Source organism: Ezakiella peruensis, assembly GCF_900215725.1.
Classification (GTDB): Bacteria; Bacillota; Clostridia; order Tissierellales; family Peptoniphilaceae; genus Ezakiella; species Ezakiella peruensis.
On sequence record NZ_LT962469.1, the window covers coordinates 224331 to 245770 of the forward strand.

19 protein-coding genes are annotated in these 21440 nt (G+C 40.8%); 16 read left to right on the forward strand and 3 right to left on the reverse strand.

Features of this window, described 5'->3' with window-relative positions; genetic code table 11:
- Positions 1–117 precede the first annotated feature (117 nt).
- From CUU59_RS01075 to CUU59_RS01085, 3 genes are read right to left on the reverse strand one after another with little or no spacing between them, the layout of a single operon-like run.
- Positions 118–1848 carry an NADH-dependent [FeFe] hydrogenase, group A6 gene (locus tag CUU59_RS01075; RefSeq protein WP_099950181.1) on the reverse strand — a complete coding sequence of 577 codons (1731 nt, stop codon included), beginning with the start codon at positions 1846–1848 and terminating at the stop codon, positions 118–120.
- Between the two features lie 11 nt (positions 1849–1859).
- The gene (locus CUU59_RS01080) at positions 1860–3437 is read right to left on the reverse strand and encodes an NADH-ubiquinone oxidoreductase-F iron-sulfur binding region domain-containing protein (protein WP_099950182.1); all 1578 of its coding nucleotides are present in this window, start codon (positions 3435–3437) and stop codon (positions 1860–1862) included.
- Positions 3430–3924 carry an NADH-quinone oxidoreductase subunit NuoE family protein gene (locus CUU59_RS01085; protein WP_099950183.1) on the reverse strand — a complete coding sequence of 165 codons (495 nt, stop codon included), beginning with the start codon at positions 3922–3924 and terminating at the stop codon, positions 3430–3432. The genes CUU59_RS01080 and CUU59_RS01085 overlap by 8 nt, the downstream gene beginning before the upstream one ends.
- Positions 3925–4114: 190 nt before the next feature.
- Between CUU59_RS01085 and CUU59_RS01090 the strand changes: the two genes are divergently transcribed.
- The 16 genes from CUU59_RS01090 to CUU59_RS01165 all read left to right on the forward strand — a co-directional run bounded on the left by CUU59_RS01090 (position 4115) and on the right by CUU59_RS01165 (position 21430).
- Positions 4115–5107 (forward strand): ABC transporter substrate-binding protein, encoded by a 993-nt coding sequence (locus CUU59_RS01090; RefSeq protein WP_099950184.1) that lies wholly within the window; start codon positions 4115–4117, stop codon positions 5105–5107.
- Positions 5100–5837, forward strand: coding sequence for an ABC transporter permease (locus CUU59_RS01095; protein WP_099950185.1), 738 nt, complete (start codon positions 5100–5102; stop codon positions 5835–5837). The genes CUU59_RS01090 and CUU59_RS01095 overlap by 8 nt, the downstream gene beginning before the upstream one ends.
- Positions 5830–6378 (forward strand): ABC transporter ATP-binding protein, encoded by a 549-nt coding sequence (locus CUU59_RS01100; RefSeq protein WP_099950186.1) that lies wholly within the window; start codon positions 5830–5832, stop codon positions 6376–6378. Before CUU59_RS01095 ends, CUU59_RS01100 begins: the two co-directional genes overlap by 8 nt.
- A 105-nt stretch (positions 6379–6483) precedes the next feature.
- Positions 6484–7077 (forward strand): superoxide dismutase, encoded by a 594-nt coding sequence (locus CUU59_RS01105; RefSeq protein WP_099950187.1) that lies wholly within the window; start codon positions 6484–6486, stop codon positions 7075–7077.
- A gap of 95 nt (positions 7078–7172) precedes the next feature.
- Positions 7173–8306 carry a THUMP domain-containing class I SAM-dependent RNA methyltransferase gene (locus CUU59_RS01110; RefSeq protein ID WP_169922812.1) on the forward strand — a complete coding sequence of 378 codons (1134 nt, stop codon included), beginning with the start codon at positions 7173–7175 and terminating at the stop codon, positions 8304–8306.
- Complete coding sequence (locus CUU59_RS01115; RefSeq protein WP_099950189.1) at positions 8299–9396, forward strand: PP2C family protein-serine/threonine phosphatase; 1098 nt, start codon at positions 8299–8301, stop codon at positions 9394–9396. Before CUU59_RS01110 ends, CUU59_RS01115 begins: the two co-directional genes overlap by 8 nt.
- Positions 9383–9604, forward strand: coding sequence for a S4 domain-containing protein (locus tag CUU59_RS01120; RefSeq protein ID WP_075574850.1), 222 nt, complete (start codon positions 9383–9385; stop codon positions 9602–9604). Before CUU59_RS01115 ends, CUU59_RS01120 begins: the two co-directional genes overlap by 14 nt.
- Entirely contained in the window at positions 9601–9888 is a 288-nt protein-coding gene (locus CUU59_RS01125) for an FtsB family cell division protein (protein WP_075574037.1), read from the forward strand. Before CUU59_RS01120 ends, CUU59_RS01125 begins: the two co-directional genes overlap by 4 nt.
- Positions 9889–9896: 8 nt before the next feature.
- Positions 9897–11279: an asparagine--tRNA ligase gene (gene asnS, locus CUU59_RS01130; protein ID WP_099950190.1), complete on the forward strand. Its 1383-nt coding sequence runs from the start codon at positions 9897–9899 to the stop codon at positions 11277–11279.
- Between the two features lie 9 nt (positions 11280–11288).
- Positions 11289–13679 carry a leucine--tRNA ligase gene (gene leuS / locus CUU59_RS01135; protein WP_099950191.1) on the forward strand — a complete coding sequence of 797 codons (2391 nt, stop codon included), beginning with the start codon at positions 11289–11291 and terminating at the stop codon, positions 13677–13679.
- A gap of 1 nt (position 13680) precedes the next feature.
- On the forward strand, positions 13681–14208 hold the full coding sequence (locus tag CUU59_RS01140; protein WP_099950192.1) for a hypothetical protein: 528 nt from the start codon (positions 13681–13683) through the stop codon (positions 14206–14208).
- 6 nt (positions 14209–14214) lie between these two features.
- Positions 14215–15588: a bifunctional UDP-N-acetylglucosamine diphosphorylase/glucosamine-1-phosphate N-acetyltransferase GlmU gene (glmU, locus tag CUU59_RS01145; RefSeq protein WP_099950193.1), complete on the forward strand. Its 1374-nt coding sequence runs from the start codon at positions 14215–14217 to the stop codon at positions 15586–15588.
- Positions 15589–15600: 12 nt separating this feature from the next.
- Positions 15601–16548, forward strand: coding sequence for a ribose-phosphate diphosphokinase (locus tag CUU59_RS01150; protein WP_099950194.1), 948 nt, complete (start codon positions 15601–15603; stop codon positions 16546–16548).
- Entirely contained in the window at positions 16548–17123 is a 576-nt protein-coding gene (gene pth / locus CUU59_RS01155; protein ID WP_099950195.1) for an aminoacyl-tRNA hydrolase, read from the forward strand. Before CUU59_RS01150 ends, pth begins: the two co-directional genes overlap by 1 nt.
- Entirely contained in the window at positions 17124–20528 is a 3405-nt protein-coding gene (mfd, locus tag CUU59_RS01160) for a transcription-repair coupling factor (RefSeq protein ID WP_099950196.1), read from the forward strand.
- Positions 20525–21430 carry a peptidylprolyl isomerase gene (locus tag CUU59_RS01165; RefSeq protein ID WP_099950197.1) on the forward strand — a complete coding sequence of 302 codons (906 nt, stop codon included), beginning with the start codon at positions 20525–20527 and terminating at the stop codon, positions 21428–21430. The genes mfd and CUU59_RS01165 overlap by 4 nt, the downstream gene beginning before the upstream one ends.
- Positions 21431–21440 lie beyond the last annotated feature (10 nt).

Here is a 21440-nt window from a genome sequence, read left to right on the forward strand (position 1 = left end):
AGACAAAAAGTGTGCGAATGTTTTAAATAAAAAATTCATTTGCTAAAAAGAAATGCCCCTAGTGGATGATTTTTCCGCTAGGGGCTTTTTATTGCTTATTATTTGATATAGGATTTTTTATAATTTTGGTTTGGCTTCGTAGCTGGTGTGGAGGAGTTCGTGGGCTAGTGGGCTGCCGACTTCCCCAAGATAGTCTTCGTAAAGTTTTTTAACTTGTGGATTTTCGTGAGATTTTCTCAAGTGCTTGCCCTCGTCAATTGAGTAGATGCCTTCAGCCCTTCTCTTTAGAACTGAGATGTCGCCGTGGTGGTAAGGCTGTCCGCCGCCGCCAATGCATCCGCCTGGGCAGGCCATGACTTCGATGGCGTCAAATTTTTCTTCGCCGCTTCTAACTTTGTTTAAAAGTTTTCTGGTATTGCCAAGTCCGTTTGCAACTGCAATTCTCACGTCGCGGTCGCCAATTTTAACTGTGGTTTCCTTGATGCCGTCAAAGCCTCTGAGGGCTGTAAACTCAAGTGCCTGTAGTTCTTGGCCAGTGATGGTTTCATAGGCAGTCCTAACTGTCGCTTCGATAACTCCGCCTGTGGCTCCAAAGATTGCACCTGCACCTGTGGATTCGCCGAGCGGATTGTCGAACTCTTGGTCTTCGAGTCCAACAAAGTCTATGCCAGCTTCTTTGATCATGGCTGCAAGTTCACGAGTTGTAATTACTATATCAACATCTGAGTGACCATTTTTTTCTAATTCAGGACGGGCTGATTCAAATTTTTTGGCCACGCATGGCATAACTGAAACTACGCACATATTTTCTGGTTTTACATTAAGCTTCTCGCATAAATATGATTTGGCAACGGCCCCGAACATTTCGTGTGGGCTCTTGCATGAGCTTGGAATATCAATCATGTCTGAGAATTGTTGTTCCATGAAATTAACCCAGCCTGGGCAGCAGGAGGTTAAGATTGGAAGTTTGTCAGCCTTCATTCTATTTACAAATTCGTTTGCCTCTTCGACAATGGTAAGGTCGGCTGCAAAGTTGGTATCAAAGACCATATCAAAGCCGAGTTTTTTAAGGGCTGCAACCATTTTTCCTGTAACGACAGTGCCCGGCTCCATACCAAACATTTCTCCAATGGCAACACGGGTTGCAGGAGCGGTTTGTACGACAACCAGTTTGTCGGAATTTAATTCGTCCCAAACCTTTGTTACATTTGAAACTTCAGTCAGAGCTCCTGTGGGGCAAACGCTTACGCATTGACCGCAGAAGGTACAAGTGGTTTCAAACATAGACCTGTTAAAGGTCGAGCCAACGTGGGTGTAAAAACCGCGGCCGACTTCTGCCAGGGCGCCGACTGTTTGCACTTCATTACACATGGTTTCACAACGCCTGCAAAGTATGCACTTGTTTGGATCGCGGACAATTGAGTAAGAGTCCTTATCAATTGGCAGCTGACGCATTTCACCAGTGTATGGGATTTCGCGGACGCCAAGATCATGGGCAAGGGATTGCAATTGACAATCCAAGTTTTTTGCACATGTTAAACATGAATTAGGATGGTCGGATAGTAGTAATTCTACAATGGCCCTCCTGGATTTAACAGCACGAGGTGAATCGGTTTTAATATCCATACCTTCTTTTACTGGAGTTGCACAAGCGGGAAACATTTTGCCAGATTTTAAATCTTCGACAACACAAACCCTGCAGGATGCAAGTTTATTTAAAAACTTTATATCGTGCAAGTCCAAGTGACAGAGAGTTGGAATTTTTACATTTATTTGATTTGCAGCTTGTAGGATTGTCGTTCCCTTTGGAACGGAAAGCTCAATATCATTTATTTTAAAATTTATCATTAACTGACCTCCTATTCGAATACAATTGCATCAACTGGACAAGAAGCCATACATTCGCCACATTTAATGCACTTTTCTTGGTCTATTACGTGCTTCTTCCTTGCTTCGCCTGCAATACATGAAACAGGGCAGGATCTAGCGCACTTGCGGCATCCAATACACTTGTCGGTAATCATGTAGTGCATGAGGCCCTTACATCTGTGGGCTGGACAAGTTTTATCTTCGCCAATGTGAGCATAGTATTCGTCTTTAAAGTATTTAATGGTGGATAGAATCGGGTTTGGACTCGATTGGCCCAGACCGCATAGACTTGTGTCGACAACTATATGTGAAAGCTCTTCGAGTTTTTTAATGGTCTCTTCGTCGCCCCTGCCTTCAGTTAAATCTGTGAGGAGTTCAAAGAGTCTCTTGTTGCCAATCCTGCATGGTGTACACTTGCCGCATGATTCGTCTACGGAGAATTCCAAGAAGAACCTGGCAACGTCGACCATACAATCGTCTTCGTCCATTACAACCATACCGCCAGATCCCATGATAGATCCGATTTTCTTTAGCGATTCAAAATCGCAGCCGGTATCAAATAAATCTGTTGGTATACATCCGCCAGATGGTCCACCAGTTTGAACGGCCTTGGCCTTTTTGCCATTTTGAATGCCTTGGCCAATGTCGTAAACAATTTCATTTATGGTCGTACCCATAGGAACTTCAACCAAGCCTGAGTGAGCGATCTTACCTACAAGGGCAAAGACCTTTGTGCCTGGAGAATCCTTGGTACCAATTGATGTAAACCAATCTGCACCCTTGTTAATAATTTGGGCAATATTGGCAAAGGTTTCTACGTTATTTATAACGGTTGGCTTGCCCCAAAGTCCGCGTTCAGTTGTGCGGAATTCTTTGTTCCTAGGCATGCCGCGTTTGCCTTCGATGGATTCCATCAGAGCAGTACCTTCGCCACAAACAAAGGCTCCAGCACCCAGTCTTAATTCAACAGTAAATGAAAAATCGCTTCCCATAATATTTTTACCAAGGAGATTCATCTCTTCGGCTTCTTTGATTGCGTACTTCAAAGCTTCAACTGCCTTTGGATATTCGGCACGTACATAAATAAATCCGTGGTCAGCCCCAACGGCGAGCCCTGCTATGGCCATGCCTTCAAGGACGCTGTGCGGATCGTATTCCAGTACAGACCTGTCCATAAAGGCACCTGGGTCGCCTTCGTCAGCGTTGCAGATTATATATTTTTGTCCTTCCGGTTGGACAAAAGCAGCTTCCCATTTTCTTCCTGTAGGGAAACCTGCACCACCGCGTCCGCGCAAGTTGGATTTTTTTATTTCGTCAATAATTTCTTCTTTAGTTAACTCGTTTAGGCATTTTTCTAGGGCGAAATATCCATCGCGAGCTATGTACTCTTCAGTTGATCTAGGGTCGATTACTTGACAGTTTCTAAGTACGATTCTTTTTTGGTTTTCATAAAAGTCGCCTTTAAGTTTAATGTCTTCTCCATCGACGATGTACTTTTCTGGATCGAGTCTATCGATTAGCTTTGGAAGAGTTTCATTTTTAATATTTAATAATTTTTCCTTATTCATTTGCACCTTCCTCCGCATCAAATAGTATTTGGTGAACCTTGTTGGTGTCTACAAATGGAATGTTTGTGCCGTCTACTGTAACGACAGGAGCGTCACCGCATTCGCCAACACATCTGGTTTCTATAATCGAGAAAAGCCCATCAGCAGTTGTAGATCCAGCTTTTACATTGAGGGTCTTGCAAAATTCATCTAGGAGCTTGTCAGCACCCTTTACATAACAGGCTGTGCCCATGCAAACGCAAATTTCATGTTTGCCCTTAGGTTCAAAGGTAAATTGTGAGTAAAAACTTGCCACCCCGTAAATTTCGCTGGAAGGTTTTTCAAGTTCAAGGGCCATATAGTCAACGATTTCTTCTGGTATGTAGCCGAAAATTCTTTGTGCCTCTTGGAGGACTGGCATTATAGCACCAGGAGTATCCTTGTGGTCTTGGACAAACTTATCGAATTCAACAAACTTGTCCTTATCTTTTTTCATACAAAAACTCATTTAAATCTCCTTTCAAAATGTAATCCTAATCACATTATATAATTAGTCACACACTTTGTCAAGGTAAAACACACAATCATTAAAAACTTTTACCTTCATATAAATATATTAAGAAAAGATTTGATTTTGATTTTTTTCATGCCATGGTCTATAATTATCCTATAAAATAAATTCTTTAGGAGGATTTACAATGAGAAAAAGATTTTTTATTTGCTTGCTTGTTATAGCAACTTTATTTACCTGCCTGGCCTGTAGACTTAAGGTGGACGATAATGTCAATACTGATGAAAGTGTAAAGACTGAGAACCAAGAAAAACAAGAGGCCCAAGAGCAAAGGGATGCAGATCCTCTGAAGCTCTTTGCCATGAAGGGGCCAACGGCCATGAGCTTGGCAGGTTTTTATGAGAACACAGACTACCAGTTAAATATCACAAGTTCTATTGAGGACCAATTGGCAGCTCTCAAAAAAGGCGAGGGAGATATTTATTTAATCCCTTCAAATTTATTTGCCAAGTTAAAAAATACCGGCATGGATTTAAAAGTCCTGTCTTCTAATACTGGAAATGTCCTGAGTCTAATTGGCTTTTCGAAGCTGGATGACCTGGCAGATTTAAAGGGAAAAACTCTTGCCCTTAGTGGCAGGGGGGCAGTGCCTGAAATTATTTTTAATCAGCTTTTAAAATCTTCCGGCCTAAGCCCTGAAGATTTAAATGTAATTTATCTGGACAGTCCAACCGAGGCTGGACCTATTATCAAGCAAAACAAGGACGCATTCTTGCTCTTGCCCCAGCCCTTTGCCTCTGCTCTTATGCAAAAAGTCCAAGGCCTAATGATAGCAAAAGACATAGAAAGTTTTTGGGCGGAAAAGAATTTGCCTGAAATTGTAACATCTGTTATTGTTTGCACAGAGGATAAATATGCAGAAAAAACTGACAAAATAGAAAAATTTATTGAAAGCTACCAAGATACAATAGAAAACATTAAGGCAGATCCAGATTTCTACGCAGAAATTATTGGCAAGATGGATATAGTTCCTGAAAAAATTGCCGCTGATGCCTTGACCAGGATAAAATTTTCTTCTCATAGAGACAAAGAATTAAAAGATCTTTTGGATAATTTTTTCCAAATGATCTTAGAAGAAAATCCAGATTTAATCGGTGGAAAAATTCCGACCTATGACTAAGAACAAAAAAAGACTAATAGGCGGTGGATTTTTAATAATTTTCTGGATTGTTTTGGCAGCGATAATTGACGATCAGGTTTTTTTCCCGTCTTTTGCTAGCCTAATCAAAAGAGTGATTGAGTTTTTTGCTGATGGGAGGATATTATTAGCCATAGGGATAACTTGCGGCAGAGTCCTATTAGCCATGGGTCTTTCGGTCGCTTTCGCAAGCGTCATTGGCTATCTGGCCTACAAATTTGACTTGGAGGATTATTTTGCCCCGCTAATCAGCCTTGTCCGGGCCATACCGGTTGTCAGCATGATTTTGATCGCCCTATTTTTTACAAATAAAAATACCCTGTCGGTCCTGGTAATATTTTTTGTAAGCTTTCCGATAGTCTATGAAAATGTTTTAAATGGGCTAAAGTCAATTCCAAAAGAAAAATTGGAGCTGGCGGAAATCTTTGATTTAAAAGCGGGAAAAATTTTTAAATACATCGAGCTGCCCGCAATTATAAATTCGATTTTATTTGCCCTTACAATTGCCTTTGGCCTGGCCTTTAAGGCTGGGGCGACAGCAGAGGTAATTGCTGGAGCGGCAGGGGGCTTGGGCGACCTGCTTTATATGGCCAAGCTTTCTTTTGAGATGGCAGATCTCTTGGCTGTAACTTTTATTATAATTATCTTGTCTTTTATTTTTGAAAGCCTGACTAAATATTTATACAAAATCTACGGTGAAAAATATGCTTAAATTAAACTTAAAAGAAAAATCCTTTGATGGCAAGTCAATATTAAAGGGCTTACAAATCGAAATAAAAAATGGTGAAATTTTTCATATAATAGGCGAGTCGGGCATTGGCAAGACCACTATTATGAGGATCCTTATGGGGGTTGACCAGGACTTTGAGGGTGAAACTCAAAATAATTTTTCCTCTATGGCGGCCACTTATCCCGAGAGAGTTTTTATGGGTGGGATTTCGATTTTAAATGAAATTAAAATTTTCACAGGAAAAACTAAAGAAGAGATAAAAAGTGCCTTGGAATTTTTAAATATGGTTGACGGCAAGGACAAAAAAGCCAGCGAATTATCGACGGGCATGAGGTCCAGGGCTTCTATTATCCGCGCCATGTTAAAGGATGCGGACATAGTTTTTTTGGACGAGCCGCTTTTGGGCCTTGACCCAAAGACCAAGGACTTGGCTATTCGTTTTATCAAAGACCACAGCCAGGGCAAGGCCATTGTCTATACTGGCGATCATATTTTTTCGGAAGAAAGAGAGCTTTATTTGTAGTTTTGTAAATTATTCTTAAAAGGTGTTTATAATTTTATCCAAAGGGGTAGATATTAAGCGTAAGGAAAACAGACATTATTAGATAATAAAGATCTCAAGGAGGAAATTATGATCGAATTAATCAAATTACCATATTCATACGAAGCACTAGAACCAGTTATCGGAAGAGAAACTGTTGAAACTCACCACGACAAACACCACCAATCATATGTTGATAAGCTAAACAAACTTATCGAAGGTACAGACCTTGCTGATATGTGTGTTGAAGAAATTCTAAAGAATTTAGACAAAGCTCCAGCAGACAAAAAACAAGCTATCATCAACAACGGTGGTGGCGTTTACAACCACAACCTATACTGGGAACAATTAATTCCTGGCGGAGCAAATGAACCAACAGGAGCTCTAAAAGAAGCTATCGACAAGGCATTCGGTTCATTCGAAAAATTCAAAGAAGAATTTGAAAACGCTGGCAAATCACAATTTGGTAGTGGCTGGGCATGGCTGGTAAAAGATGGCGATGCAGTTAAAATCGTAAAGACTGCTAACCAAGATTCACCAATTTCTCAAGGCTTAACACCACTTCTAGCAAACGACGTTTGGGAACACGCATACTATCTTGACTATAAGAACAAACGTGCAGCTTACCTAAGCGAATTCTGGAAGATTGTAAACTGGGATAAGGTTGCTGAAAGATTCTAAGATAAATTAAATAATTATTTAAGGTCGCAAATGAGCTTGCGACCTTTTTTTTATTTATAAAACGTGTTATAATGTTCATATATATAGGAGGAGATATGGAATATACCCTTACTGCTACCTGTCACTTTGGTGTGGAGGCAGTTTTAAAAAGAGAAATTACAGATTTGGGTTTAAAAATAAAATCTACAACAGACGGCCGAGTTGAGTTTTTTGGCCAGGCTGAGGATATTTTTAGGGCCAATCTTTTTTTAAGGACTGCCGAAAGAGTTTTCGTAAATCTAATTGAATTTGAAGCCCTGACCTTTGAAGATCTCTATCAAGGGATTTTTGCGTTTCCATGGGCCGATCTTTTGGAGGAGGACGCCAACTTTATAATAAACGGCAGGTCATACAAGTCAAAATTATTCTCTATCTCCGATTGTCAAAGGGTGACAGAGCGGGCTATTATCGACAAGCTAAATCTGTCTTACAATAAATCTTACTATGAAAAAACTGGTAAGATTTATTCCTTTGAGATCTCCATGCTAAATGACCAGGCGACTTTGTACTTAAACACATCAGGTCCTGGCCTCCACAAGCGTGGCTACAGAAAAAAACAAGGGGCAGCGCCTATCAAAGAAACCCTGGCCTCTGCTATGATTCAATTATCTGTTTGGAATCCCGACAGGGAACTTTTGGATCCCTTTACGGGTTCGGGGACTATTCCAATTGAAGCGGCAATGATTGCAAAAAATATTCCATCAGGGATTTTAAGAAGATTTGACTGTGAGCACTTTTCTTTTATGAATGAGGTTGATTTTAAAGCTATCAGAGATCAGGCTTTTTCAAATATAAATCAGGACCGCCAGATTAATATTAAGGGAAGCGATTACGACCGCAATATGATTATGACCGCACGCGAAAACGCTGCAAGCCTCAAGCTGGACGATATATTTTTCTTTACAAAAGAAGTTAGAAAGATCGAGGACCTGGGTGAATACGGAGTTATTATTACCAACCCGCCTTACGGGATCAGACTCTCAGACGAGACCTTGGATAGGACTTATGAGAATTTTAATTCATTTATAGAGAGCATTCCTACTTGGTCGATTTATATGATTACAGATTACGACATTAAAGATGTTATAAATAGAGAGATAAACAAGAATAGAAAATTATACAACGGCAAAATCAAGACCTATTTTTATACAATGCTAGGCCCAAGGCCGCCGAGGGAGGACCATGTTTAACTTAATTAATTTGGAAAACAATGTAGAAATATTGGATCTTATCCCCGACTGGATTAAAATCACTAGCATATCGGGCGTGGTTTTGTATGCCAACAAGCCCCTTAGAAATAAATTGGGTTTTAATCCTCAGGGCATGAGGATAGGCACGCTTTTAAATTCAACTGCAGCCGGACTCTTTAGAGAAGAGCTGGTCGAAGAGGATTTTAAGGGAGAAGACCTGCCCAGGTCAGACGTATTTTTTGAAGGTAGGCACTACAACAAATTGTCATCGCCAATTACAGATGACGAGGGAACGATTTATGCCATAGTAGATATTTATAGGGACGAAACCGATCGCAAGCATATGGAACGCAAGATGTCTATGACAAACGAGATGATGAAGAGGGATCTGGAATTTACCAAGACCATTCAAGAGTCGATCCTGCCTAAGCAAAGTCAATTTGGACATTTGAAGGTGGATTATCTATACAATCCTTGTGAGCAGCTAAGCGGAGATATCTTTGACGTAATAGCTACTGGTAAGAACAAGGTCTCAGCTTACATTTGCGACGTGAGCGGTCACGGGGTTCCTGCAGCTATGATTACGGTTTTTGTCCGTGAGACCATGCGGAATATGGAAAACTTTTATTCCTCAGCCCACGATCTTAAGGAACTTCACAGGAGGTTTTTAAATCTCAGGCTGGATATAAACCACTACTTGACCATGTTTCACATACTTATTGACACAGATGAAAACACGGTTTCATATTCAAATGCTGGCCACAATTGCCCTATGTTTTTGTACAGGGACGGGGGTGTGGAAATAATTTCTATCACCGGTAAGCCAGTTACAAATTATTTTGACGAAGTCAACTACGATGAAAAGATTGCAGAATTTAAGCCAGGTGACAAGATCCTACTTATTACGGACGGAATCACCGAGTGCAGGGATATAAATGGAGAAGAATTCGGAGAGGAGAGAGTTAGGGACTTATTTCAAAAAAATCCAGCTAATATTCTAAAGGCCCTTGAAGAAGAGGTTTATGAATTTAGCGGAGATGACAAATTTGACGACATGTGCGCCCTACTGATTGATTATGAGACTAGATAAATTTTTAAAAGAATCGAGAATTATAAAGAGACGGACTGTTTCCAAGGAGGCTATCTTAAATGGGGCCATCAAGTTAAATGGCCTGGAGCCAAAGCCAGGAACAGAGGTAAAGGTTGGAGACGTTATAAGTTTTCAGACGCCAAGGCAGCTTATGGAATTTGAAGTTGTTGGCTTGGACAAGGAATCTGGATATGTGAGGTCGAAATGAAGGTTAAAAAAATGGCAAACGCTGTGTTTACAGGGATTTTGGTTTTGGTCCTGCTCTTTGCAGGTCTAAATCACTTTAAGGTTCGCAGCGAAATCAATAAATTAAGAGTGGTAGAGCGTGAGTTGGATCAAAGGTCTATGGAATTAAATGACAAACTCAAGTCGCTTAATTACGATTTGGAAAATTCAAATACTTATGAGTTTATAGAAAAGGCAGCTCGCAAGCAAGGTATGATAAAGCCAAGGGAGATTATTGTCTACGACTTGGATAAGGATAAAAAATAGGAGGACTTATGGAACTAAGAATATTGTTAAATGATTTTAAAGAGTACGATGGCAAAGAAGTAGTTGTGGAGGGTTGGATTAGAAACCTTCGCGATTCAAAAAATATTATGTTTATTGAGCTCAGTGATGGAACGGATTTTAGAAACGTTCAAGTAGTTGTGGATGCTGATCTTTCAAATTATGATGAAATCAAAAGGCAATCCTTAAGCGCCAGCATTAGCGTACGCGGTTTAGTGAAGTTAACTCCTGAGATGAAACAGCCATTTGAAATTGCGGCTAAAGAAATTACAGTCCTTGGAGAAAGCGACCCAGACTATCCACTGCAAAAGAAACGCCACTCCAAAGAATACATGAGGACCATTGCCCACCTAAGACCAAGGGCAAATCTATATAAGGCAGTATTCAGGGTTAGGAGCGTATTATCTTTTGCCATCCACCAATTCTTCCAAGAACGTGGCTTCGTTTATGCACACACACCAATTATTTCATCATTTGATGGAGAGGGCGCAGGCGAAATCTTCCACGTAACAAGCATGGATTTAAATAATTTACCAAAGACTGACGAGGGCAAGGTGGATTTTTCCAAAGACTTCTTTAACAAGGGAGTAAACTTGGCGGTAACTGGCCAACTCGAAGGCGAATGTATGGCCCATGCTTTTAGAAATATTTATACTTTTGGACCGACCTTTAGGGCTGACCATTCAAACACAAGAGCTCACGCAGCAGAGTTTTGGATGATTGAACCTGAAATGGCCTTCTGTGACCTTTCGGGCAACATGGATGTGGCCGAAGCCATGATGAAGTACATTATTAAATACACACTTGACAAGTGCCCAGAGGAAATGGCCTTTTTTGACCAATTTGTTGAAAAGGGTTTACTTGACAAGCTAAACAAGATTGTAAACTCAGAATTCAAAAGAGTTACCTATACAGAAGCTATTGATATCCTGCAAAAATCCGGCGTAGAATTCGAAGCCTATCCAGAATGGGGCGACGATCTTGGCCGTGAACACGAAAGATATTTGGCTGAAGATGTATTTGACGGCCCAGTATTTTTAACCGACTATCCAAAGGAAATCAAGGCCTTCTACATGAAGTTAAACGAAGACAAAAAGACTGTTGCAGCTTGTGACTTGCTTGTTCCAGGCATCGGAGAAATCATTGGCGGCAGCCAAAGGGAAGAAAACTTTGAAGTCCTAGAGCAAAAGATGAAAGACTTTAACCTCTGCCCAGACGATTACTACTGGTATTTGGAACTTAGAAAATACGGAACAACAGTCCACAGCGGATATGGACTTGGCTTTGAGAGAATGGTCATGTATATGACAGGCGTTGACAATATCAGAGACGTCCTACCATTCCCAAGAACAGTTGGCGTTTGTGAATTTTAGGAGATAAAAATGGAATACAATCATTTAGAGATAGAAAAGAAATGGCAAGATATTTGGGATGAGAAAAAAGTTTTTGAACCTTCAGATGATTTTTCAAAACCAAAATATTATATTTTAATAGAATTTCCTTATCCATCAGGAGAAGGCCTCCACGTTGGCCATCCAAGGTCATATACAGCCCTTGACATAGTTGCAAGGGTTAAGCGTATGCAGGGTTACAATGTGCTTTTCCCAATTGGCTTTGACGCTTTTGGTCTGCCGACCGAACGCTACGCCATCAAGCACCACGTGGACCCAAAGGAAGTTTCCAAGAAAAATATTGCAAACTTTACCAAGCAATTAAAGAGTCTTGGCATTAGTTTTTGCTGGGACAGGCAAGTAACCACCTGCGAGCCAGATTATTACAAGTGGACCCAATGGATCTTTAAACGCATGTTTGAAAATGATTTGGCTTACAAAAAAGGCATGACCATTAACTGGTGCCCAGATTGTAAAATAGGGCTTGCAAATGAAGAAGTTGTAGATGGTTGCTGCGAAAGATGCGGCCACCCAGTTGAACACAGGGACAAAAACCAATGGATGTTGGCTATTACCAAATACGCAGACAGACTTGTCGACGGTTTGGACACAGTAGATTTTCCTGACCGGGTAAAATCCCAACAAAAAAATTGGATTGGCAGATCTTACGGGGCTGAAATTGATTTTAAAACTACAAATAATGAAGTTTTAAGAGTTTATACAACCAGACCGGACACTATTTTTGGGGCGACCTTTATGGTTATCAGTCCTGAACATGGTTTCTTGAATGATAATAAAGATATCAAAAACATGGATGAAATCAAAGCCTACCAAGCTGATGCTAAACGCAAGTCAGACTTTGAAAGGGCAGAGCTCAACAAAGATAAGACCGGCGTTTTAATCGATGGGGTCAAGGCCATTAATCCATTTACTGGCAAGGAAATTTCAATTTTTGTTGCCGACTATGTCCTTATGACTTACGGCACAGGTGCCATTATGTCAGTGCCTGCTCACGATACCAGGGACTACGACTTCGCCAAAAAGTTTGGCGTGGAAATAATTCCAGTTATCGAAGGCGGAGATATAGAAGAAGGTCCTTACATTGAGTCTGGCGTTTCAAAACTCATTAACTCAGGCGAATTTACAGGCCTCACTTCAGATGAAGCCAAAGAAGCCATTATTAAAAAGATTGAAGGCGAAGGCATTGGCGAAAGAAAGACCAACTTTAAATTAAGGGACTGGGTCTTTAGCCGTCAAAGATATTGGGGCGAGCCAATCCCTGTTGTAAATGTGGACGGCAAGTGGGAAGCAATCGATGATAGTGACCTACCACTTACTCTTCCTGAAGTTCAAAACTACGAGCCAAACGATGAAGGCGAAAGCCCTCTTGCAGATATAGATAGCTTTGTAAACACCACTTGGCACGGAAAAGCCGCTAAGCGCGAGACAGATACCATGCCAAACTGGGCGGGTTCATCTTGGTATTATCTAAGATATATTGACCCACACAACGACAAGGCACTGGCCGATATGGACAAGCTAAAATATTGGTTGCCTGTTGACTGGTACAATGGAGGTATGGAACACACAACCCTCCACTTACTCTACTCCAGATTCTGGCACAAGTTCCTCTATGATATTGGCGTTGTGCCAACTGAAGAACCTTATCAAAGAAGGACCAGTCACGGGATGATCCTTGGCGACAACGGCGAAAAGATGAGCAAGTCCAGGGGCAATGTTGAAAATCCAAATGAATATGTAGAAAAATTTGGCGCTGACGCCCTCAGACTTTACGAAATGTTTATGGGCGACTATGAACAAGTAGCCGCTTGGTCAAAAGATGGCCCAAAAAATCTTAGAAAATTTATTGAACGCGTAATCAGACTTGAAAACATGATGATAGATGGAGACATTCGTGAATACATGCGGACAATTTTCCACCAATCCATCAAGAAGGTCACCTACGATTACCTTAATATGAAATACAATACAGCTATTGCTCAGCTGATGACTCTGGTAAATGAGATTTATCTAAAGGAAAGCATTACAAGAGGAGAATACAAGGTCCTCTTGCAATTATTAAATCCAGTTATCCCTCATATAACAGAAGAGCTCTACCAAAGAATGGGTAATGACAAGATGATTTTGGAAGAAAAATGGCCAGAATACGTCGAAGAATACACAATTGAAAATGTAATTGAAATACCTGTTCAATTTAATGGCAAGGTCCAAGCCACAGTCAAGATTAAACGCGACTGCGCTAAGGACGAGGCCCTAGAAATTGCAAAGACAGATGCCTTTATAGCTGAAAAACTTCAAGGCAAGACAATCGTAAAAGAAATTTACGTTCCAAATAAAATTGTAAACCTGGTTGTGAAATAATATGAGATTAGAAGTTAAACCTGTAATAGAAGATTATGTAAAATTTACTACCATGGCTATGTTTAAAGAGCCACAAACCAAGAGGTCCATGTGGTTGCAAACCGCAATGCTACCTATAATTGCTATGCTCCTAACCCTTTTGGCAAATCCAATCAATTGGTTAAATGTAGGAGTGGCGGCTGCTTTATCAGCCTTGTGGATCTACATCTATCCAAAATTATTCAAAAGAATGATTAGGAAGAGAATTGAAAACGCCTTTAAGTCAAGGGCCATTAATAACGAGAGCTTCCTCATGCCTTATGTGGTTGAAAAGGTTGAAGGCGGCCTCAAGGCCACTAGGAATGGCGAGGAATTCATAGCCCTTTATGACTGCTTGGACATGTATGAGTCAGACGATGACCACCTGCTCTTAACAGGCGGCGGCTTTGACTTTATCATTCCAAGGAGGATTTTTGATAGCCAAGCAGATTTTGAAAACTTTAAAGAACAAATCGACTTTGCAATTCAAGTTGCAATCAAGAAGCAGTAGGTGAATATGTTTAAATCTATTATTTTAGCAGCAGGAGAAGGCACCAGGATGCGGTCAAAAAAATCTAAGGTCCTCCACGAAATTGCGGGCAGGCCTTTGATTAAGCACGTCCTTGATTCGGTGAGCCAAGCTGGTTTTGATAAGACCATTACGGTTCTGGGAAAAAACTATGACCAGGCCAAGGAGATTGTTGAGGCAGCTGCCAGTGAAATCGTCATCCAAGAAGTGGGCCCAGGCAAACCCTATGGGACTGGTTATGCAGTTAAACTTTGCAAGGATTTTGTAAATGAGGACGACGACCTCCTGGTTATCTATGGAGACACGCCCCTTATTGACAGCGATACAATCAAAGAATACTTTGCCTATCACAAGGAAAATAAAAACGACATCACAGTTCTGTCGGCGGTTTTGGATGATCCCAAGGAATACGGGCGAATTGTTCGTAAGGATGGAGACTTCGAAGCCATTGTCGAGTACAAGGAGATGGAAGAGGGACTTTCATATACCAATGAAATTAATTCAGGCATCTACCTCTACACTGGCAAGGCTTTCTTGGATACCATCGACAAAATTGACGACAACAATAAAAAGAAAGAATACATGTTAACAGATACCATTCACATAGCCAAGGACAGGGGCTACAAGGTGGACTCATATATAAGCGAAAACACAGACATAGTGCTGGGAGTTAACGACCGGGAAGACTTGCTTCTTTGCGAAAGAGTCCTGGTGGCTAGGGAAAATAAAAAGCGTTTAAAAGCTGGAGTTATGATCCACAATCCTGAGACAACTTACATTGACCCTCAGGCTATTATCGAAGAAGATGTTGAGCTCTGGGGTTTTGTAAAAATAATCGGGCCTTGCGAGATCAAATCGGGCACAGTTATTTATAATAGCATGATAAAAGATATGAAAATTGGCCACGACTGCACTTTAAAAAATGTGGACATGGAAGACTCGGTTATCGGAGACAATGTGAGCTTTGGACCCTTTGCAAGGGTTAGACCGGGTTCAAAGGTCGAAGACAATGTCAAGGTTGGCAACTTTGTTGAAATAAAAAATTCCAATTTTGGCCAAGGTTCCAAGGCCGGCCATCTTGCTTATATTGGCGACGCTGATGTGGGCGCGGATGTAAATATTGGTTGCGGAGTGGTTTTTGCAAACTACGACGGAAAAAACAAACACAGGACGACAGTTGAGGACAAGGCTTTTATTGGTTCTAATTCGACTCTTGTGGCACCTGTTAAGGTGGGTGAAAATGCTTTTATCGCAGCGGGAACTGTTGCGACAAAGGATACAGATGACTTCGCTTTAAAAATTGAAAGAAGCGAAGAGAGAGAAATCAAAGATTGGGTTATAAAAAGAGGACTCAAAAAGTAGGTGGAGGTAAAAATGAGTATTTATAAGGGGATTAAAATTTTAACTGGCAATTCCAACAGAGAATTGGTTAAAAACATTGCATCAAGACTTGGCTTAGACCTTGCCAATTGCGATGTAACAACATTTTCAGACGGAGAAATCAATGTTGAAATTAACGAAACAGTAAGGGGTGCTGACGTATTTATTATTCAGCCAACTCACGCACCTGTTAATGACAACTTGATGGAGCTTTTAATTATGATTGACGCCTGCCACAGGGCAAGTGCTGGCAGGATAAATGCAGTTATTCCTTACTATGGCTACGCTAGACAAGACCGCAAGACCAGACCTAGGGAACCAATTACAGCTAAGCTTGTAGCAAATTTACTTGAAAAAGCAGGAGCAGACAGGGTTGTTCTTATGGACTTGCACGCTGGACAAATTCAAGGTTACTTTGACGTACCAGTTGATCACTTGTCAGCTATTAGAATTTTGGCCAGATATTTTAAGGACAAGGTCGATGAAAATGCTGTTGTAGTAAGTCCTGATTTGGGCGGCGTAACTAGGGCAAGAGAGTTTGCAAATTACTTAAATCTCCCAATCGCTATTATAGAAAAGAGAAGACCAAAACCAAACGTCTCAGAAGTTATGAATATTATCGGTGACATTGAAGGCAAGACTTGTATTTTGGTTGACGATATTATTGACACAGCAGGAACCATTTGCCAGGCAGCTAAAAAACTTGAAGAACTAGGCGCCACAAAAGTTTACGGGGCAGCCAGCCACGGGGTATTAAGTGGTCCAGCTATTGAAAGAATTATGGATTCATGTCTGGAAGAGTTTGTAATTACAGATTCAATTCCCCTACCAGACCTACCACAAGTTAGAGAAAAAATCAAAGTTGTTTCTGTTGCAGAACTCTTTGCAAGGGCCATCAGGATTATTCACGACAACGATTCCATAGCCACAATTTTTGACTAATGAAAATAATAATTGGCTTGGGTAATCCCGGCAGGCAGTACGAGGATACCAGACACAACGCTGGCTTTATGGTCTTGGACAAGTTTGCTGACAAACACGGGGTCGACATTTCAAAGGCGAGGTTTAACGCTCTTTTGGGCGAGGCCTTTGTAAATGGAGAGAAGGTTGTTTTGGTAAAGCCCATGACCTATATGAATAACAGCGGTCAGGCTGTGGGAGAGGTTTTAAATTTCTACAAGCCCGACTTGGAAGATATAATAGTTGTGGTTGATGATATAGAAATTGAGCTTGGCATGCTTAGGATTCGTGCAAAAAATGGCAAGGGAACCCACAATGGCCTTAAGAGCATCTTTGCCCATCTAAAGACAGATGATTATGCCAAGATGAAATTGGGCGTTGGCAAATTTAAAAGAGATATGGACCTGGCTGATTTTGTTTTGGCTCGCCCATCAAAAGAGGACGACGAGATTATAGATGATTTAATCGACAGGGCAGTTGAAGCCCTGGATGAATTTACAGCCAGTCCAATAGACATAGTTATGAATAAATTTAACGGATCGGTGTTGGAAAAGTAAATGAAGGTACTGGAAAAACTTTTACACGATAAGAATATTAAAAATCTAATTGAGTCCATTGGGAGTAATTCAAATGGGCTCTTTTGTGGTGTAAGTGAAGAAGTTTTTCCAAACCTCTTATATATATTGGACAAGAAATCTTATTTTGTCATCATGCCCACAGAAAAAAAGGCCATGGACCTGGCAAAAACTCTGGACATGTACAAACTTAACGCCGATTACCTACCGCCACGCGACAAGGTTTATTATAATTTAAAAATTATAAATGACGAGAACATGAACGACCGCCTCCGAGTCATCAGGTCACTCATATACGACCAAGTGGACTTTGTGGTCATGAGTCTCTCGACCTTTTTGGATGAAAATCTAAGGGAGGATACTTACAAAAAACATATAATAAAATTCCAGGCGGGCAAGGTTTTTGATTTGGAAGTATTGTTTAAGTCCTTGACCGAGAGCGGCTACAAAAGAGTGAGCTCCATAGAAACCAAGGGCGAATTTTCCTTTAGGGGAGGAATACTTGACGTCTTCCCACCGAGCAGCGAAGGAATTTTTCGGGTGGAATTTTTTGATGATGAGGTCGATACCATCAGAAAGGTTGATCCTGAGACCAGATTATCAACTGATTTTATAGACGGCTGCGAAATCTTTCCTGCAATTGAAATAATTTTAGACGATGAAGACAAAATAAAAATAAAAAAACAAATCGAAGATGAAATCTCTGGGAAAAATCCAGAGGACATTGTAAAGTTTAAGGGCCTAATAGAAGGACTTGAGGAAGGTCTTCAAGGCGAGCGGGAAATATTTTTTGATTATTTGGACGCGGACAAGAGGTCTTATTTATATGAAGACTTCAAGAGACCGGTGATTTTTTACGACCCAGTCTACGCCCACAAGGAATACAAGAGCAAGAATGAATTCTTTGATTTTGAATACAAAAATCTCTTTGAATCGGGCGAGGTTTTAAATGCTGGCCCAATTGAAAATAGGCCGGAGGATTTTTATAGTTTAAATCTAAATGCGACTTATATTCAGTACATGAACCAAGAGTTGCCAGTCGAATTAAATTCGGTTGAAATAAATTTACGAGACGGGCAAAGATATTCCAGGGATTATCTGGAATTATTTAAAGACGCTGCCGACCTTAGAGACAGCGGCTATGATGTCAGCTTAGTTGGGTCTGACAAGGCTAAGTACGACGCCTTGATTGAAGCGGCTGAAGACTTAGGGATAAGATACAGCGGCCAGGAAGATGATGAGAAAAATATTAAAATTTATTTGGCTGCCTTAAAAAATGGTTTTATAAATGAAGATATCAAGCTGGCTGTCTTTGGCGATTTAAATATTTTTGGCGCTTCCAATAAAGGACGAAAAAAAGCCAAAAAGAAATCGTCCAAGCTCAGGCTCCAAGATATTTCCAAGGGCGACTATGTCATCCACGAGGAACATGGGATTGGCGTTTACAATGGAGTAGCCACTCTTGAAATCAAGGATGTCAAAAAAGATTATCTGGAAATTCTCTACAAGGGATCGGATAAATTATATGTACCAGTTGAAAATATAAATTTAATCGACAAATACATGTCCAAGGAAGGGGCCAAGCCAAAAATCTACGGCCTCTATTCTGCCCAATGGAAAAACACAAAATTAAAGAGCAAGAAGGCCATTGACGAAATGGCTCGTGAGCTTATCGATCTTTATGCTAAACGTACAAGTGAAATCGGCTACCAGTTCTCCAAGGACACTCCTTGGCAAAGGGACTTTGAAGACGCCTTTAAATACGACGAGACAGATGGCCAGCTGATAACGGCCAGCCAAATAAAAGAGGATATGGAGTCGCCTCATCCAATGGACAGGTTGCTTTTGGGTGATGTTGGCTACGGCAAAACCGAAGTTGCCTTTAGGGCTGTCTTTAAAGCGATTATGGATGGCAAACAGGTGGCCATGCTGGCGCCTACAACCTTGCTTGCCGAGCAGCACACGCAAACGGCAATGGAAAGGTTTAAATCTTTTCCAATTAGAATTGGAAATTTAAGTCGCTTTAGGACTAGCAAGCAAATTAAATTGACTCTTGAAGAATTGGCGGCCGGCAATATTGATTTTGTAATTGGAACTCATAGATTGTTGTCTAAAGACGTTCACTTTAAAGATCTGGGCCTTCTGGTAATTGACGAAGAGCAAAGGTTCGGTGTCAAGCACAAGGAAAAAATCAAGGAGATGAGCCAGGGGGTTGACGTTTTGACCTTATCGGCTACGCCTATACCGCGGACTCTGTCCATGAGTTTGTCGGGCATCAGGTCCTTGTCTGTAATTGAAGAGCCACCGCAAAATCGTTTGCCCGTTCAAACTTATGTGGCCCAGTACAACGATTCCATAATTAGGTCGGCCATCTTGCGCGAATTAAATCGGGGCGGTCAAGTCTACTTTTTGTATAACGATGTAAAGACCCAATCTCGTATGCTGGAAAATTTGCAAGAACTGGTGCCCGAAGCGAGTATTCAAATTGCTAACGGACAAATGCCTGAGCGTCAACTGGAAGATATATTTATTAAATTTAAGGAAAAAGAATACGATGTTTTAATCACGTCGACAATTATAGAGACGGGCATGGACATACAAAATGCCAACACCCTTATAGTTTACGAGGCGGACAGGCTGGGACTCTCCACACTTTATCAGCTGCGTGGACGCGTTGGTAGAAGCGAAAAACTTGCCTATGCTTATTTCACTTACAAGGACGAATCGGTTTTAAATGAAAAAGCCATCAAGAGGCTCATGGCCATGAAAGAATTTACAGATTTCGGTAGTGGCTACAAGATTGCCATGCGGGACCTGGAACTCAGGGGAGCCGGCAATGTTTTGGGCCTCAAGCAAAGTGGCCACATGATGGAAATCGGTTACGAACTCTATATGAAATATTTGAATTTGGCGGTCAAGGAAATCAAGGGCGAAGAAATTGTCGAAGAGATCAACACTAAGGTCGACTTGGAAGTTGAATCCGCTCTGCCAGAAAATTATTTGGATGATGCCTTAATCAGAATGGAAATTTACAAGCGCATAGCCGTACTTTCTAGCCTGAAGGACATGGACGATTGGATTGATGAATTGGTCGACAGATATAACGAAGTACCGAAGTCACTTGAAAATTTGATGTATATTGGTATAATTAAAAATTGGGCGTCCAAAGTTTTCATAAAAAGTATTAGTCAAAAGGGCGAATGGGTAAGAATAGAGTATGAACCGACTATGCTTGAGAAGATTGACATGCTATCTTTTATGGAAAACTACAAGGACGACGCTGTATTTGACAATGTAGTCCCGGTTTTGAGATTAAGAGTAGATAACCCCTTGAGGGATTTGATAAAGTTTATGAAAATTTCTTTTGAAGGATTGGAGGAAAAATGAAGAAGAAAATATTATTGATACTTGCCCTTGTCCTCGCCTTTGTCGGCTGCAAAAAGCCGCCTGAGGGAGCGGTGGCAGAAATAGATGGCAAGGTGATAAGCCAAGAGGCCTATGATTTTGAATTTAAAAATTACAAAAATATTTACCAGTCCAATGCCGATGAGGAATTTTCAAAGCTGACTACAGACCAGGCTGAAAGCCAAGACCTAATTTTAAAAAAAGGTGTCCTGGAAAAATTAATTATGAGGGCGACCATTGAAAAGGAATATTTAAAATCCCACGAAGACATCGATGAAAAAACTTTCGAAAAGGCTTTTGAAGCCAAGATAGAAGACCTGGGTGGCCACGATAATTACAATAAGTTTTTGGAAATGAATAAAATTGACGAAGAATTTTTTAAGGCCAGCATAATAGAAAATCTGATGGTCGATGCAATTAAGGCCGATTACAAGAAAGAATTTAGTCCCACTGATGAGGACTTGAAGGTCTATTATGAAGACCACAAAGAAGAGCTTTACAGATACGATATATCCATGATACTGACTGACACAAGCGACAATGCTTACAGGATTATGAGGTCCCACGATTCATTTAGAAATCTGGCGATTTTAAATAGCAAGGACCCATTTTCAGCTGTAAATGGTGGGGAACTCAAGGCTGTTGACCCCGTGGATTTGCCTGACGAATTGGTGGACTATGTCAAGAAGGGTCCTGTGGGCGAATACGCAGACCCAATAGAAAGTCCAGATGGCTTTTATGTTCTAAGAGTTGACAAGGTCTACAAGGACTACGACAGCTTGATTGAAGTTGTTAAAGACAAGTATTTTGAAGAAAATTTTAAAAAACACTTGGAAGAGATAAGGGACTCCAACCATGTAAAAGTGTACATGGACCTAAAATAAATATTTTTAT

What these genes read in the sequence shown, in the direction of transcription:
- CUU59_RS01075 (WP_099950181.1), bottom strand. Translation starts at nt 1,848, where the DNA reads ATGATAAATTTTAAAATAAATGATATTGAGCTTTCCGTTCCAAAGGGA.
- CUU59_RS01095 (WP_099950185.1), top strand. Translation starts at nt 5,100, where the DNA reads ATGACTAAGAACAAAAAAAGACTAATAGGCGGTGGATTTTTAATAATT.
- CUU59_RS01085 (WP_099950183.1), bottom strand. Translation starts at nt 3,924, where the DNA reads ATGAGTTTTTGTATGAAAAAAGATAAGGACAAGTTTGTTGAATTCGAT.
- CUU59_RS01100 (WP_099950186.1), top strand. Translation starts at nt 5,830, where the DNA reads ATGCTTAAATTAAACTTAAAAGAAAAATCCTTTGATGGCAAGTCAATA.
- CUU59_RS01150 (WP_099950194.1), top strand. Translation starts at nt 15,601, where the DNA reads ATGAGTATTTATAAGGGGATTAAAATTTTAACTGGCAATTCCAACAGA.
- CUU59_RS01080 (WP_099950182.1), bottom strand. Translation starts at nt 3,437, where the DNA reads ATGAATAAGGAAAAATTATTAAATATTAAAAATGAAACTCTTCCAAAG.
- CUU59_RS01120 (WP_075574850.1), top strand. Translation starts at nt 9,383, where the DNA reads ATGAGACTAGATAAATTTTTAAAAGAATCGAGAATTATAAAGAGACGG.
- glmU (WP_099950193.1), top strand. Translation starts at nt 14,215, where the DNA reads ATGTTTAAATCTATTATTTTAGCAGCAGGAGAAGGCACCAGGATGCGG.
- leuS (WP_099950191.1), top strand. Translation starts at nt 11,289, where the DNA reads ATGGAATACAATCATTTAGAGATAGAAAAGAAATGGCAAGATATTTGG.
- CUU59_RS01115 (WP_099950189.1), top strand. Translation starts at nt 8,299, where the DNA reads ATGTTTAACTTAATTAATTTGGAAAACAATGTAGAAATATTGGATCTT.
- asnS (WP_099950190.1), top strand. Translation starts at nt 9,897, where the DNA reads ATGGAACTAAGAATATTGTTAAATGATTTTAAAGAGTACGATGGCAAA.
- CUU59_RS01165 (WP_099950197.1), top strand. Translation starts at nt 20,525, where the DNA reads ATGAAGAAGAAAATATTATTGATACTTGCCCTTGTCCTCGCCTTTGTC.
- mfd (WP_099950196.1), top strand. Translation starts at nt 17,124, where the DNA reads ATGAAGGTACTGGAAAAACTTTTACACGATAAGAATATTAAAAATCTA.
- pth (WP_099950195.1), top strand. Translation starts at nt 16,548, where the DNA reads ATGAAAATAATAATTGGCTTGGGTAATCCCGGCAGGCAGTACGAGGAT.
- CUU59_RS01125 (WP_075574037.1), top strand. Translation starts at nt 9,601, where the DNA reads ATGAAGGTTAAAAAAATGGCAAACGCTGTGTTTACAGGGATTTTGGTT.
- CUU59_RS01110 (WP_169922812.1), top strand. Translation starts at nt 7,173, where the DNA reads ATGGAATATACCCTTACTGCTACCTGTCACTTTGGTGTGGAGGCAGTT.
- CUU59_RS01090 (WP_099950184.1), top strand. Translation starts at nt 4,115, where the DNA reads ATGAGAAAAAGATTTTTTATTTGCTTGCTTGTTATAGCAACTTTATTT.
- CUU59_RS01140 (WP_099950192.1), top strand. Translation starts at nt 13,681, where the DNA reads ATGAGATTAGAAGTTAAACCTGTAATAGAAGATTATGTAAAATTTACT.